Raw genomic sequence first — 14,687 nt, 5'->3', positions numbered from 1 at the left:
CAGGAATTCACATGAAAAAACTGACATTGATATTGAGCTGCGTCCTGCTGTTCGCAGGGTTTGCGCAAGCCGCTGAAAAACCGGTCATCCGCATCGGCGCCCGAGTGTTCACTGAACAGACCCTGCTCGCCGAAATCACCTCCCAGTACCTGCGCACCAAGGGCTACGACACCCGTGTGACCGGCGGCCTGGGCAGCAACCTGGCGCGCAGTGCCCAGGAAAGCGGGCAACTGGACCTGATCTGGGAATACACCGGCGTGTCGCTGGTGGCCTACAACCATGTCGACGAGAAGCTCGACAGCGAACAGTCCTACGCCCGAGTGAAAGAACTCGACGCGAAAAAAGGCCTGGTCTGGCTCTCTCCGTCGAAATTCAGCAACACCTACGCCCTGGCCCTGCCAGAGAACGTGGCCAAGGAATTCCCGCAGATCAACAGCATCAGCGACCTGACCGCGGCACTGGCCGAGAAAACCAAGGAAAACCGCCTGGTGGCCCTGGACACCGAGTTCGCCAACCGTTCCGACGGCATGGCCGGCATGGTCAAGCTGTACGACATGAACCTGACCCGCAAGAACACCCGGCAGATGGACGCCGGCCTGGTGTACACCGCGCTGCGTAATGGCCAGGTGTTTGCCGGCTTGGTCTACACCACCGACGGTCGCCTGAACGCCTTCAAATTGAAGCTGCTGGAAGACGACAAGCACTACTTCCCGGACTACACCGCCGCGCCGGTGGTGCGTCAGGTTTACCTCGATGCCCATCCGCAACTGGCCGCTGATCTCAAGCCACTGGCTGCGCTGTTCGACGACGAAACCATGCGCCAGCTGAACGCGCGGGTCGACGTCGACCACGAAAGCCCGTCCGCCGTGGCCGCAGATTTCCTGCGCCAGCATCCGATCAACTAAGAGGAGAAGACATGGAATTCCTGAACGCCTTTTCCCATCTTGATTGGGCCCAAGTCCTGCACCTGACCTGGCAGCACATCACCCTGGTCGGCATTGCAGTGATCCTCGCAATCGTCGTCGGCGTGCCCCTGGGCGTGCTGATGACCCGCTTCCCGACGCTCGCCGGCCCATTGCAAGCCAGTGCCACGGTGTTGCTGACCGTGCCGTCGATTGCGCTGTTCGGCCTGCTGCTGCCGTTCTACTCCAAGTTCGGCCAGGGCCTGGGGCCGATGCCGGCGATCACCGCCGTGTTCCTCTATTCCCTGTTGCCCATCATGCGTAACACCTACCTCGCCCTCACCGGCGTTGAGCCAGGCATTCGCGAGGCCGCCAAAGGCATCGGCATGACCTTCGGCCAGCGCTTGCGCATGGTCGAGCTGCCGATTGCCGTACCGGTGATCCTCGCCGGTGTGCGCACCGCCGTCGTCATGAACATTGGTGTGATGACCATCGCCGCCACCATCGGCGCCGGTGGCCTGGGTGTACTTATTCTGGCTTCCATCAGCCGCAGCGACATGTCGATGCTGATCGTTGGCGCCGTGCTGGTCAGTCTCCTGGCCATCTTCGCCGACCTGCTTCTGCAATGGCTGCAACGCACGCTGACTCCAAAAGGACTGCTCAAATGATCGAACTTCAAAACCTGACCAAGACCTTCCAAAGCAACGGCAAGACCATCACCGCCGTTGATTCCGTAAGCCTGACCGTCAACGAAGGCGAAATTTGCGTATTCCTCGGCCCCTCGGGCTGCGGCAAGAGCACCACGCTGAAGATGATCAACCGCCTGATCAAGCCGACCTCCGGCAAGATCCTGATCAACGGCGAAGACACCACCGACCTCGACGAAGTGACCCTGCGTCGCAACATCGGCTACGTGATCCAGCAGATCGGTCTGTTCCCGAACATGACCATCGAAGAGAACATCGTGGTGGTGCCCAAGCTGCTGGGCTGGGACAAGCAGAAATGCCACGACCGCGCCCGCGAGTTGATGAGCATGATCAAGCTCGAACCCAAGCAGTACCTGCATCGCTACCCGCGTGAGCTGTCCGGCGGCCAGCAACAGCGGATCGGCGTGATCCGCGCCCTGGCGGCGGATGCACCGTTGCTGCTGATGGATGAGCCGTTCGGCGCGGTCGACCCGATCAACCGCGAGATGATCCAGAACGAGTTTTTCGAGATGCAGCGCGCGCTGAACAAGACCGTGATCATGGTCAGCCACGACATCGACGAAGCCATCAAGCTGGGTGACAAGATCGCGATCTTCCGCGCCGGCAAGCTGCTGCAGATCGACCACCCGGACACCCTGCTGGCCCACCCTGCCGACGAGTTCGTCAGCAACTTCGTTGGCCAGGACAGCACCCTCAAGCGCCTGCTGCTGGTGAAGGCTGAAGATGCGGCGGACAACGCGCCGTCGGTCAGCCCGGAAACCCCGGTGGCGGATGCCCTGGAGCAGATGGATGAGCTGGACCGTCGCTACGTGGTGGTCACCGATGCCGAGAACAAGGCCCTGGGTTATGTGCGACGTCGCGACCTGCATCGTCAGACCGGTACCTGCGGCCAGTACCTGCGGGAATTCAACGCCACGGCGGCGTATGACGAGCATTTGCGCATCCTGCTGTCGCGGATGTACGAGTTCAACCGCTCGTGGTTGCCGGTGATGGATGCGGAGCGGGTGTTCCTCGGGGAAGTGACCCAGGAGTCGATTGCCGAGTACCTGAGTTCCGGTAAGTCCCGTGGGGGCAAGACCAGCATTGTGTCGCCTGCCGAGACAGCACTGGCCTGACCTGACACACAGCGGTCAAAATGTGGGAGCGGGCTTGCTCGCGAAGGCGGAGTGTCAGTCACCGGATGCATTGGCTGATACACCGCATTCGCGAGCAAGCCCGCTCCCACATTGGATCTTCACTGTACCCGCAACACCTCAAATTGCCCCTACCGGGGAACATCAATCCGTCATACCGGTCGGTTACATAAGTAGCTGCACGCGACCGCACGACGAACGCGTGCAAAAACGCGACATTTTTAGTTGATCTATAGCCCCTCACGTCCTAAAGTTCGCGCCGAACGTCCATGCTGGAAACGATCCATCCGGCTCAAGTACTGACGACGAGACAGCAAGGCCAAGGGAAGCGGTTGATCCCATGGCCTTTTTGCTTTCGGCGACATGCCTTGGGAAGTAGGCGAACCAAAGTGGGGATACGGAGGACGTTCATTTGCACCCATTGATCAATCTAGTTTGCCAGTAGGAGTTCCCAGCATGTCGATCCAGGTCGAAGACTATTTCGCGCGCGCCACTTTTGACAAAATGAAGGCGTTCGCCGACACCCAGGAAACCCCGTTCGTGGTGATCGACACCGCGATGATCAGCCAGGCCTACGATGACCTGCGCGCCGGTTTCGAATTCGCCAAGGTGTATTACGCCGTCAAGGCCAACCCGGCCGTCGAGATCATCGACCTGCTCAAGGACAAGGGTTCGAGCTTCGACATCGCGTCGATCTACGAGCTGGACAAGGTCATGGACCGCGGCGTCAGCCCCGACCGTATCAGCTACGGCAACACCATCAAGAAATCCAAGGACATCCGCTACTTCTACGAGAAGGGCGTGCGCCTGTTCTCCACCGACTCCGAAGCCGACCTGCGCAACATCGCCAAGGCCGCCCCGGGTTCGAAAGTGTATGTGCGTATCCTCACCGAAGGCTCGACCACCGCCGACTGGCCGCTGTCGCGCAAATTCGGCTGCCAGACCGACATGGCCATGGACCTGCTGATTCTCGCTCGCGACCTGGGCCTGGTGCCTTACGGCATCTCCTTCCACGTCGGCTCGCAGCAGCGTGACATCAGCGTGTGGGACGCGGCGATTGCCAAGGTCAAAGTGATCTTCGAGCGCCTGAAGGAAGAAGACGGCATCCACCTGAAGCTGATCAATATGGGCGGCGGCTTCCCGGCCAACTACATCACCCGCACCAACAGCCTGGAAACCTACGCCGAGGAAATCATCCGCTTCCTCAAGGAAGACTTCGGTGACGATCTGCCGGAAATCATCCTGGAGCCGGGCCGTTCGTTGATCGCCAACGCCGGGATCCTGGTCAGCGAAGTGGTACTGGTTGCGCGTAAATCCCGCACCGCCGTCGAGCGTTGGGTCTACACCGACGTGGGCAAATTCTCCGGCCTGATCGAAACCATGGACGAAGCCATCAAGTTCCCGATCTGGACCGAGAAGAAAGGCGAGATGGAAGAAGTGGTCATCGCCGGCCCGACCTGCGACAGCGCCGACATCATGTACGAGAACTACAAGTACGGCCTGCCGCTGAACCTGGCGATTGGTGACCGGATGTACTGGTTGTCCACCGGTGCGTACACCACCAGCTACAGCGCCGTTGAATTCAATGGCTTCCCGCCATTGAAATCGTTCTACCTGTAAACGCACGCCCTGATCGTTCCCACGCTCTGCGTGGGAACGCATCCGGTGACGCTCTGCGTCACGCCGTTAGAGCGGACGCAGAGCGTCCAGGGCGGCATTTCCACGCAGCGCGTGGGAACGATCAAGTTCAATCGCATGCTCTTGATAGATCTCGGCCATTGCCCGTATCTGCGGCTCATTGGCGGCACACAACGCCTTGTGCGCCACCCGCAAGAACTTCAAATTCCCGCCCGCCAGTGCCTTGCGCAACCATTCCAGTGCCGTTTCTATCTCGCCCCGGTCCGCCAACACCGCCGCATAACTGAACTGCCCGCGAAAATCCCCGCCTTCTGCTGACTGGCGATACCACGCCACCGCCGCCTCCAGATCCCTCGGGCAGTACTGCCCTTCTTCCAGATAACGCCCCAGCAGGTTCATCGACTTGGCATGGCCCAGTTCCGCCGCCTGTCGATAACACGCCAGCGCCTGGGCTTGATCCTCGGCAACCCCGCGCCCGGTCGCCAGCAGGTTGGCGTAGTTGTACAAACCCCAATCCAGCCCGGCCTCGGCCGCCCGACGATATTCCCGGGCCGCCGCCACGGCATCCGCCTCGCAACCCCAGCCATGCTCCAGGCAACGCCCGAGCATATTGCGCGCCATCAAATGCCCGCCCTGGGCGGCAATGCGGAACCAGCGCATCGCCAGTGCTTCATCGCGCTCGATGCCGCGCCCTTCCAGCAGGATTTGCCCGAGCAGCGCCTGGGCATCCACCACGCCCTCCTTCGCGGCGATCAAAATCGCCTGGGCGGCGCGCACCGGGGAGTCGTCGAGCATGCTCTGCAATTGCTCAACGTTGAGGACTTCTTCACGGCGCAATAAAAAGCCCACGCTCAGACCTCAACCCAGCGGCGCAGCAGGTTGTGATAGGTGCCGGTGAGCTGGATCAGCGCGGGGTGGTCGGGCACGTCGCGGCTCAGTTGCTGGATCGCCCCGTCCATCTCGAACAGCAAGGTGCGCTGGCTGTCCTCGCGCACCAGGCTTTGGGTCCAGAAAAACGAGGCGTAGCGCGCGCCACGGGTCACGGCGTTGACCTTGTGCAGGCTGGAGCCGGGGTACAGCACCATGTCGCCCGCCGGCAACTTGACCCGCTGCAGGCCGAAGGTGTCCTGGATTTCCAGCTCGCCGCCGTCGTAGTCGTCGGGGTCGCTGAAAAATACGGTGGAGGAAAGGTCAGTGCGCACCCGCTCGTGGCTGCCCTTGGACTGGCGCACGGCGTTGTCGATATGGAAGTCGAAACTGCCGCCGGCGGTGTAACAGTTGACCAATGGCGGGAAGACCTTGTGCGGTAACGCCGCTGACATGAACAGCGGATTTTTCCACAGTCGATCGAGGATCGCCGCGCCGATTTCCTTTGCCAGCGGGTGGCCTTCCGGCAGTTGCAGGTTGTGTTTGGCCTTGGCCGATTGGTGCCCGGCAGTGATTTTGCCGTCGGCCCATTCGGTGTGCGCCAGGGCTTCGCGGATGCGCAGCACTTCCTCGCGAGAGAACAGGCCGGGAATGTGCAGCAACATGGAGGCATTACCTGAAAACAGTGAGGCGCCAATGGTAGTGATTCTTATTGACTGTGTACAACCCTACTCCCGCCCAAAGGACGAACGAGATCGTAAAAACCGTAAGCAAAAAGTGTAAAGAACGTAAATTCAGTGCGAATAGTAATGTATCTCAATTGATATGAAGTCTTGTTCTCCTTATATTCCGCGGCCTCACCTCCTTGGGGAAAGGACACACTCATGCCGCGCACTTCGATAAAAACACCTGCCAGTTCACCACGTTTGCTGGCCTCGGCCATCGGCGTTGCCATCAGCGCCAGCTCTGCCGCCCAAATGGCGCAAGCTGCTGAAGACACCGAGCAGAAAGGCGAGCGCAACAGCATTTCCCTGGGAGCCACCAGCATCACCGGCCAGGAACAGGACAGCACGTCCTACCAGGTCGAAAAAGCCTCCTCGCAGAAGTACACCGCGCCGCTGGTAGATACTCCTCGCTCGGTCACCGTGGTGCCGCAGCAAGTGCTCAAGGACACCGCCGCCACCTCGTTGCAGGACGCCTTGCGCACCGTGCCGGGGATTACCTTCGGCGCCGGTGAAGGCGGCAACCCGCAGGGCGACCGTCCGTTCATTCGCGGCTTCGACGCCCAGGGCGATACCTACCTCGACGGCGTGCGCGACACGGGTGGCCAGAGCCGCGAGATCTTCGACATCGAATCCATCGAAGTCAGCAAAGGCCCCAACTCGTCCTTCGGCGGCCGCGGCTCGGCCGGCGGCAGCCTCAACCTGGTGAGCAAGACGCCACAGGCGCGGGACTTCACCAACGGTGGCTTCACCTACGGCTCCGACCAGACCCGCCGTTATGTGCTCGACGTCAACCGTCAGTTCCTCGACAGCGCGGCCTTCCGCCTGAACCTGATGAGCCACGAACAGAACGTCGCCGGGCGTGATGCCGTCAACTACGACCGCTGGGGCGTGGCGCCGTCGCTGACCTTCGGCCTGGGCACCCCGACTCGCGTCAACCTCAGCTACTACCACATGGAAAGCAACGACCTGCCGGATTCGGGCATTCCGTATGGCTACAGCAACAGCGGCGCAAGAGCCGCCCACGTGCATGACAAGCCAACCGACGGCGGCGACAGCAACAACTTCTACGGCCTCAAGGATCGCGACTTCCGCAAGACCCGCGCCGACATCAGCACGTTCTCCATCGAGCACGACCTGAACGACAACATGACGCTGAAAAACACCCTGCGCCACGGCAACACCGGCCAGGACTATATCGTCACCCAACCCGACGACAGCCAGCACAACGTCAACCAGTTCGGCACCGTGTGGCGCCGCGCGAACACCCGCGTGTCCACCACCGAGACCACCACCAACCAGACCGATCTGTTTGGCAGCTTCCAGGCGCTGGGCTTCAAGAACACCTACTCCACCGGGCTGGAATTCACCGGCGAAGAAACCCGCTACAGCGGCTACACCGTCAGCCCGAACAGCAACCCCGGTTGCCCGGCGCCCGGCAAAGGCGGCCAGTGCACCTCGCTGGGCAACCCGAACCCGGACGATGCCTGGACCGGCAGCATTGCGCGCAACTACAACGGCACCAACACCAAGGCCACCAGCCGTGCCGCCTATGTGTTCGACACCATCGAGCTGGACCCGAAATGGCTGCTGAACGTCGGCCTGCGCTACGACACCTTCGACACCGTGGCCAACACCAATGCGGTGCCGACCGCCACCGTCAAGGCCCGCAACAAGATCAAGAACGACAGCCAGTTCTTCAACTGGCAGGCGGGCCTGGTCTGGAAGCCGGTTGAAAACGGCAGCATCTATGCCTCCTACGCCACCTCGGCCTCACCGGCCGGCGGCCTGGTAGGTGAAGGCGCCGACGGCAACCCGCTGTCTGCCGGCGCCGCCACCAGCGACCTGAAACCGGAAGAGACCGTCAACTACGAGCTGGGCACCAAGTGGGACATGTTCCACGACCGCCTGTCCCTGACCGCCGCGGTGTTCCGCACCGAGAAGAAAAACACGCGGATCCTGGTGGACGCGCTGACCTATGAAAACGGTGGCGAATCCCGCGTCGACGGCCTGGAGCTTTCCGCCAGCGGCAAGCTGACCGATCAATGGCAAGTGTTCGCCGGCTACAGCTACCTGAAAAGCGAACTGGTGGACCCGGGCCTGAACGGTCGTAACGGTGTCGTCAGTGCCGGCTCGAACAAAGGCAACCAGATGCCCAACACGCCGAAGAACACCTTCAGCCTGTGGACGACGTATGACGTGACACCCAAGCTCACCATCGGCGGCGGCGCGTTCTATGTCGACGAGGTCTACGGCGATGCGGGCAACACCGTCTACGTGCCGTCCTACACCCGCTACGACGCTATGGCCAGCTACAAGCTGACCAAGAACGTCGACCTGCAGTTGAACGTGCAGAACCTCACCGACAAGACCTACTACGACAAGGCCTATGCCTCGCATTTTGCCAACCAGGCAGCCGGTCGTACGGCCCTGCTGACCACCAGTTTCCATTTCTAAACCGATACAAATGACTGCACGAAACCCCACGCATCGGATGCGTGGGGTTTTTGCGTGTAAAAAAGAATGTTTCTCGACAACTCGCGGCATAATGCGCGCCGTGAAACACCTAACCTGATGACGAGGCCGTACGACGTGTTGAAGAAAACCCTGTTCCAGTTGCATTGGTTCTTCGGCATTACCGCCGGGCTGGTGTTGGCCTTGATGGGGATCACCGGCGCGACGGTGTCGTTCCAGGATGAAATCATCGAGTTGCTGAACCCGACGGTGTTGACGGTGGAAAAGCGTCCGGCCGGGGTACTGCCGCCCGCTGAACTGGTGCACCTGCTGGAAGCCCGTGAAGGCAAAGTCGTGTCGATGCTCACGGTGCAGCCCGACAGCACCAACGCAGCCAAGGTCTGGTTCACCCCACCGCCCGGTGAACGCCGCGGGCAGATGCGCTACTTCGACCCGTACACCGGCGATTACCTGGGCGATGCCGTCGGCCAGGACTTCTTCGGCTTCGTGCTGCAACTGCACCGTTTCCTCGCCATCGGCGACACCGGCCGGCAAATCACCGGCGCCTGTACGCTGATCCTGGTGTTCTTCTGCCTCTCGGGCCTGTACCTGCGCTGGCCGCGCCAAGTGGCAAGCTGGCGTGCATGGCTGGCGGTGGACTGGCGCAAGAAAGGCCGCAGTTTCAACTGGGACCTGCACTCGGTATTCGGCACCTGGTGCCTGCTGTTCTATCTTCTGGCGGCACTCACCGGACTGTTCTGGTCCTACGAGTGGTACAGCAACGGCATGACCAGACTGCTGTCCGACGCGCCGCAGAACGAACGCGTACGCAAGCGCGGCCCGGCCCCCGAAGGGCCTGCGCCGGTGGCCAATTACGCCGCGATCTGGAGCAGCATCTACAGCAACGCCGGCCCCGGCTTGAGCGGCTACAACATCCGCATGCCCGCGGTCGCCGGCCAACCCGCCACCGTCTACTACCTGCTGAAGACCTCGCCCCACGATCGCGCGCTGAACCAGATCAACCTCGACCCGGCCACCGGCGAAGTCAAATCCCATGACACCTACGCCGGCAAAAGCTTCAAGGCGCAGATCCTGACCAGTATCTATGCGCTGCACACCGGCAGCTACTTCGGCCTGCCCGGCCGGATCATCCTGACGTTCAGCGCGCTGCTGATGCCGCTGTTCTTCATCACCGGCTGGCTGTTGTACCTGGACCGCCGCCGCAAGAAACGCCAGGTGCGCGATGCCCGCAAAGGCCTGACCGGCAACCACAGCGACGCGCCGGCCTGGCTGATCGGCTTTGCCAGCCAGAGCGGCTTTGCCGAGCAACTGGCCTGGCAGACCGCCGGGCAGTTGCAGGCCGCCGGCGTGCCAGTGAACGTGCAGTCGCTGGGCAGCGTCAGCGAAGAGGATTTGCGCCAATCGAGCCATGCGCTGTTCGTGGTCAGCACCTTCGGCGACGGCGAGGCACCAGACAGCGCCCGCGGTTTCGAGCGCAGCGTGCTCGGCCAGGACCTGTCCCTCAAGGGCCTGAACTACTCGGTGTTGGCCCTGGGTGATCGCCAGTACCAACACTTCTGCGGCTTCGCCCGGCGCCTGCATTTCTGGCTGACCAACCAGGGCGGCAACCCGCTGTTCGCCCCGGTGGAAGTCGACAGCGGCGACACCGATGCGTTGCTGCACTGGCAACAACAACTGGGCCAACTGACCGGCCATGCACCCGCTGCGGCATGGGCCAGCGCGACCTATGAAAACTGGACCCTGAAGCAACGCACCCTGCTCAACCCGCACAGCAGTGGCTCCGGCGTCTATTTGCTCGGGCTCACCCCGCCAGCCCCCCGGGACTGGCTGGCCGGCGACCTAGTGGAAGTGCTGCCACGCAATTGCCCATGGGCCATCGAACACTTCCTGGAAGGCCTGGGACTGGCCGGCAGCGAAGGTGTGGTAGTCGACGGCCTTGCACACACCCTCGACCAGGCCCTGGCCGGCCGCCAACTGCCGGACAATCGCGCACACCTGGTGGGCCTGCATGCCCAGGCGCTGGTCAATGCACTGGTGCCGCTGGGCATGCGCGAATACTCCATCGCCTCGATTGCCAGCGACGGTGTGCTGGAGCTGATCGTGCGCCAGGAGCGTCACCCCGATGGCAGCGTGGGCGTGGGTTCCGGCTGGTTGACCGAACATGCACCGCTGGGTTCGACCATCAGCCTGCGAGTGCGGCGCAACAGTGGTTTCCATCTGCCGACCGAGCCGCTCCCGATGATCCTGCTAGGCAACGGCACCGGCCTTGCCGGGTTGCGCAGCCTGCTCAAGGCGCGGGTTGCCGACGGCCAGCAGCGCAACTGGCTGCTGTTTGGCGAACGCAATATCGCCCATGACTACCACTGCCAGGACGAGCTGCAAGGCTGGCTGGCCAGCGGTGACCTGGCGCTACTGGACCTGGCCTTTTCCCGGGACCAGGCAGAGAAAATCTACGTGCAGGATCGCCTGCGCGAATCAGCGGATGTGCTGCGTAAATGGGTGGCCGATGGCGCCGCGATTTACGTCTGCGGCAGTTTGCAGGGGATGGCGGCGGGTGTGGATCAGGTGCTGCACGATGTGCTGGGCAGCGAAGCCGTCGAACGCTTGATCGAGCAGGGCCGCTACCGCCGGGATGTTTACTGACCCCCTGAAGATACACCGATCAAAATGTGGGAGCGGGCTTGCTCGCGAAGGCAGTGGATCAGTCGATATATCTGTTGACTGACACACCGCCTTCGCGAGCAAGCCCGCTCCCACATTGGCTCTTCTTCAGTAGGTAGATTGCATTGCAATCACACTGGCGCCAGCTTCTGCTCAAACACCGAAACCCCATCCAGGTCCCGCAAAATCACCGTCAGCTCCGCCGTCTGTCCATCAATCTGCACCTCGCCAAAAAACTGGAACCCGGCAAACGGCGAGCTGTTCTGCACCGTCGGCGCCTTCTCGAACACCACTTCCGGGCCAAAGGTTTTATCCAGCGGATTAGGCCCGAAACTCCCGGCATTCAACGGCCCGGCGACAAACTCCCAGAACGGCTCAAAATCCTGAAACGCCGCCCGATCCGGATGGTAATGATGGGCCGCGCAGTAATGCACATCCGCCGTCAGCCACACGTGATTACGCACCTGCTGCGCCCGCAGAAACGCGAGCAATTCGGCAATTTCCAACTCGCGCCCCTGGGCCGGGCCCGGGTCGCCGTTGGCGATCGCTTCCCAACGCGGCACGCCGGGGCTGACCTCACCGTCGGGCACGCCCAGGCCAATGGGCATGTCGGCGGCGATGACTTTCCACTGCGCCTGGGAGGCCTTCAATTCGCGCTTCAGCCAGTCCAGTTGCTCACGCCCAAGGAACGGTTTTTCACCGCCAAGGTTGTCATCGTTCGGCCCGCGATAGCTGCGCATGTCCAGCACAAACACATCCAGCAACGGGCCGTAGCTGAGCTTGCGATAAATCCGCCCGCCCTGGTCGGCGCTTTGCCGGCGCATCGGTGAATATTCCAGCCAGGCCTGGCGCGCACGGCCCACCAGGGTGTTGATGTCGCGGGTTTTGTAGCGCTCATCCAGTTGCTTGCTCGGCGACCAGTTGTTGATCACCTCGTGGTCGTCCCACTGCCAGATCTGCGGCACTTCGGCGTTGAAGCGACGTACGTTCTCGTCCATCAGGTTGTAGCGGTAGTTGCCCCGGTATTCATTCAGGGTTTCAGCGACTTTGCTTTTGGCTTCGGTGGTGATGTTGCGCCAGATGCGTCCGTCCTCGGTGGTCAGTTGCGCGGGCACCGGGCCGTCGGCGTAGATGGTGTCGCCGCTGTGAATGAAGAAGTCCGGCAGGCGCAGGCGCATGGCTTCGTAGATGCGCATGCCGCCGATGTCCGGGTTGATGCCGAAGCCCTGGCCGACGGTGTCGCCGCTCCACACAAAGCGGATATCCCGGCGCTGCTGCGGCACGCTGCGCAGGTGACCGAACCAGGGCTCGCTGGCCACGCCGGTCTGGGCATCTTCAAAGTGCACACGGTAGAAAATCGCCTGGTCGACGGGCAGGCCGGTGAGTTCGACACGGGCGGTGAAATCGGTGCGGCTGTCGGCCAGGGGCGAGACGAATTTGCGCGGGTTGCTGAATACGCTGCGGGTGTCCCACTCCACCACCATCCGGGCCGGACGGTCGCTGCGGCTCCAGATCATCGCGCGGTCGCCCAGCAGGTCGCCGGACTGCACGCCGTCGGTGAGTTGCGGGCGATCCTTGACCGAGGCGATCACCGCAGGCGCGAGGCCCGGCAGCAACAGGCCGGCGCCGACGGCTTGCATCACGCGGCGGCGACCGAGGTTGAAGTGGGTCATGCAGGTTCCCTCTCGAGCAGCAAAAGGGAAACTTAAGCATGAAGGGATGAAGGGGATATGACACAGACCTTATTCATAACGAAGATCAAATGTGGGAGCTGGCTTGCCTGCGATCGCATCACCTCGGTTACGCTGATACACCGAGGTGCCTGCATCGCAGGCAAGCCGGCTCCCACATGAACCGAGTTATGCCTGGGCGGGTGCGACAGAAAGCTCTACGGTCTCCGGGCGTTTGAGGAAGGCATACACCACAGCGGTCAACAAACTCCCCGCCACAATCGCCAGCAGGTACAGCAGCGCATGGTTGATCGCATTCGGGATCAGCATCACAAACAATCCACCATGGGGCGCCATCAGTTTGCAGCCGAAATACATCGACAGCGCACCGGTCAGCGCGCCGCCAGCGATGCTTGCCGGGATTACCCGCAGCGGGTCCTTGGCAGCAAACGGAATTGCGCCTTCAGAGATAAAGCACATGCCGAGGATCAGCGCGGCCTTGCCGGCTTCACGCTCGGTCTGGGCGAACTTGCGCCGCGCCAGGAAGGTGGCGATGCCCATGCCAATCGGCGGCACCATGCCGGCGGCCATGGTCGCGGCCATGGGGGCACCGCTTTGCGCTGCCAGCAGGCCGACGGAAAACGCGTAGGCCGCCTTGTTGATCGGGCCACCGAGATCGACGCACATCATGCCGCCCAGCAAGATGCCCAGCAGCACGGCGTTAGTGGTGCCCATGGTGCTGAGAAAATCCGTGAGGCCGGTGAGCATCTTCGCCACCGGCGGCCCTACCAGGTAAATCATCGCCAGGCCGGTGAACAGGCTCGCCAGCAACGGGATGATCAGGATCGGCTTGAGGGCTTCCAGGCTCTGGGGCAAACGGATCGCGCGGCTGATGAATTTGACGCAGTAGCCGGCGAGGAAACCGGCAAAAATACCGCCGATAAACCCCGCGCCCAAAGTGCTGGCCAGCAGGCCACCGATCATGCCGGGGGCCAATCCAGGACGGTCGGCAATCGAGTAGGCGATGTAACCCGCCAGCAGCGGCACCATCAGCATGAACGCCTGGTCGCCGACGGTTTTCAGCGCGGCGGCAAGAGTGCCTTTTTCTTCAAAGGCATGAATGCCGAACACGAATGACAGGGCGATCAGCAGACCGCCCGCCACCACCATCGGCAGCATGAACGACACGCCGGTGAGCAAGTGTTTGTAGACACCGGTCTTCTCCGGTTTGGCAGCGGCACCACTGGCAGCGGATTCCTGCTTGCCTTCGGCCAGCGCCTTGTTGAGGGTCGCCTCGGATTGCTTGAGCGCGATCCCGGTGCCGCAGCGATAGATTTTCTTGCCGGCAAAGCGCTCGGTGGCGACTTCGATGTCGGCGGCGAGCAGCACCACGTCGGCGTCACGAATCGCCTCGGGACTCAGCGGCGTGCGGGCGCCCACGGAGCCCTGGGTTTCCACCTGCAAGTCATACCCGAGGCGCTTGGCGGTTTGCTGCAACGCTTCGGCAGCCATGAAGGTGTGGGCGACGCCGGTCGGGCACGCGGTGATCGCGACGATACGCGGCGTGCTTTTCGCCGGTGCCGCGTCAGCTACCTGCACCTGGGCCTCCTCGGCCCCGCGACGCAACACCGCGTCCACATCCTGCAACGCCTGGGCCGGCGTGCTGCGGAATACACGTTTGCCGACAAAACGCTGCATGTCCACCGGCGTGCTGCTGACCAGCAATACCCACTCGGCGGCTTCAATGGTGGCCGCCGACAATTGGCGTTCCGGATGCTGCACGTCGACCACTTCGACGCTGGTGCTCCAGCCCTGGCGTTGCGCGGCGGCATCCAGCAAGCGGGCGCACAGCACACTGGTGACCATGCCGTTCGGGCAGGCAGTAACAATGGCTAACTTCATGACCAACCCT

10 protein-coding genes are annotated in these 14,687 nt (G+C 62.2%); 6 read left to right on the top strand and 4 right to left on the bottom strand.

Features of this window, described 5'->3' with window-relative positions; all coding sequences use genetic code 11:
- Positions 1–11: 11 nt before the first annotated feature.
- From HX824_RS08340 to HX824_RS08325, 4 genes are all read left to right on the top strand, one after another.
- Positions 12–905: a glycine betaine ABC transporter substrate-binding protein gene (locus tag HX824_RS08340; RefSeq protein WP_003215975.1), complete on the top strand. Its 894-nt coding sequence runs from the start codon at positions 12–14 to the stop codon at positions 903–905.
- A gap of 11 nt (positions 906–916) precedes the next feature.
- Positions 917–1,570, top strand: coding sequence for an ABC transporter permease (locus HX824_RS08335; RefSeq protein ID WP_003215973.1), 654 nt, complete (start codon positions 917–919; stop codon positions 1,568–1,570).
- Positions 1,567–2,724, top strand: coding sequence for a betaine/proline/choline family ABC transporter ATP-binding protein (locus tag HX824_RS08330; RefSeq protein ID WP_008437274.1), 1,158 nt, complete (start codon positions 1,567–1,569; stop codon positions 2,722–2,724). The genes HX824_RS08335 and HX824_RS08330 overlap by 4 nt, the downstream gene beginning before the upstream one ends.
- A 474-nt stretch (positions 2,725–3,198) precedes the next feature.
- Entirely contained in the window at positions 3,199–4,362 is a 1,164-nt protein-coding gene (locus tag HX824_RS08325) for a type III PLP-dependent enzyme (protein ID WP_003215969.1), read from the top strand.
- 66 nt (positions 4,363–4,428) lie between these two features.
- Here HX824_RS08325 and HX824_RS08320 read toward each other — a convergent pair whose 3' ends face one another.
- Complete coding sequence (locus tag HX824_RS08320; RefSeq protein ID WP_177036230.1) at positions 4,429–5,229, bottom strand: tetratricopeptide repeat protein; 801 nt, start codon at positions 5,227–5,229, stop codon at positions 4,429–4,431.
- Positions 5,230–5,231: 2 nt separating this feature from the next.
- Positions 5,232–5,912, bottom strand: a complete 681-nt coding sequence (locus tag HX824_RS08315) for a Fe2+-dependent dioxygenase (RefSeq protein ID WP_003215964.1) — start codon at positions 5,910–5,912, stop codon at positions 5,232–5,234.
- A gap of 219 nt (positions 5,913–6,131) precedes the next feature.
- Here HX824_RS08315 and HX824_RS08310 point away from each other — a divergent pair, with 219 nt between their 5' ends.
- A complete protein-coding gene (locus HX824_RS08310; RefSeq protein ID WP_177054429.1) occupies positions 6,132–8,426 on the top strand; it encodes a TonB-dependent siderophore receptor in 2,295 nt (764 codons plus the stop codon).
- A 135-nt stretch (positions 8,427–8,561) separates the two neighbouring features.
- Positions 8,562–11,087, top strand: a complete 2,526-nt coding sequence (locus tag HX824_RS08305; protein ID WP_043225863.1) for a sulfite reductase flavoprotein subunit alpha — start codon at positions 8,562–8,564, stop codon at positions 11,085–11,087.
- Positions 11,088–11,236: 149 nt separating this feature from the next.
- On the opposite strand, the gene HX824_RS08300 is transcribed toward HX824_RS08305, so the two are convergent.
- The gene (locus tag HX824_RS08300) at positions 11,237–12,778 is read right to left on the bottom strand and encodes an alkaline phosphatase (RefSeq protein ID WP_177054428.1); all 1,542 of its coding nucleotides are present in this window, start codon (positions 12,776–12,778) and stop codon (positions 11,237–11,239) included.
- A 186-nt stretch (positions 12,779–12,964) separates the two neighbouring features.
- The gene (locus HX824_RS08295) at positions 12,965–14,677 is read right to left on the bottom strand and encodes a PTS fructose-like transporter subunit IIB (RefSeq protein ID WP_008437280.1); all 1,713 of its coding nucleotides are present in this window, start codon (positions 14,675–14,677) and stop codon (positions 12,965–12,967) included.
- Positions 14,678–14,687 lie beyond the last annotated feature (10 nt).

It is taken from the genome of Pseudomonas sp. D4002 (genome assembly GCF_013385665.1).
In the GTDB taxonomy this organism is placed as follows: domain Bacteria; phylum Pseudomonadota; class Gammaproteobacteria; order Pseudomonadales; family Pseudomonadaceae; genus Aquipseudomonas.
The sequence above is the reverse complement of the archived record's forward strand: the minus strand, read 5'-3'. Positions and strand labels throughout refer to the sequence as shown.

Excerpts from the sequence above, each read along its gene's own strand:
- HX824_RS08340 (WP_003215975.1), top strand. The coding sequence starts at position 12 with ATGAAAAAACTGACATTGATATTGAGCTGCGTCCTGCTGTTCGCAGGG.
- HX824_RS08335 (WP_003215973.1), top strand. The coding sequence starts at position 917 with ATGGAATTCCTGAACGCCTTTTCCCATCTTGATTGGGCCCAAGTCCTG.
- HX824_RS08330 (WP_008437274.1), top strand. The coding sequence starts at position 1,567 with ATGATCGAACTTCAAAACCTGACCAAGACCTTCCAAAGCAACGGCAAG.
- HX824_RS08325 (WP_003215969.1), top strand. The coding sequence starts at position 3,199 with ATGTCGATCCAGGTCGAAGACTATTTCGCGCGCGCCACTTTTGACAAA.
- HX824_RS08315 (WP_003215964.1), bottom strand. The coding sequence starts at position 5,912 with ATGTTGCTGCACATTCCCGGCCTGTTCTCTCGCGAGGAAGTGCTGCGC.
- HX824_RS08310 (WP_177054429.1), top strand. The coding sequence starts at position 6,132 with ATGCCGCGCACTTCGATAAAAACACCTGCCAGTTCACCACGTTTGCTG.
- HX824_RS08300 (WP_177054428.1), bottom strand. The coding sequence starts at position 12,778 with ATGACCCACTTCAACCTCGGTCGCCGCCGCGTGATGCAAGCCGTCGGC.
- HX824_RS08295 (WP_008437280.1), bottom strand. The coding sequence starts at position 14,677 with ATGAAGTTAGCCATTGTTACTGCCTGCCCGAACGGCATGGTCACCAGT.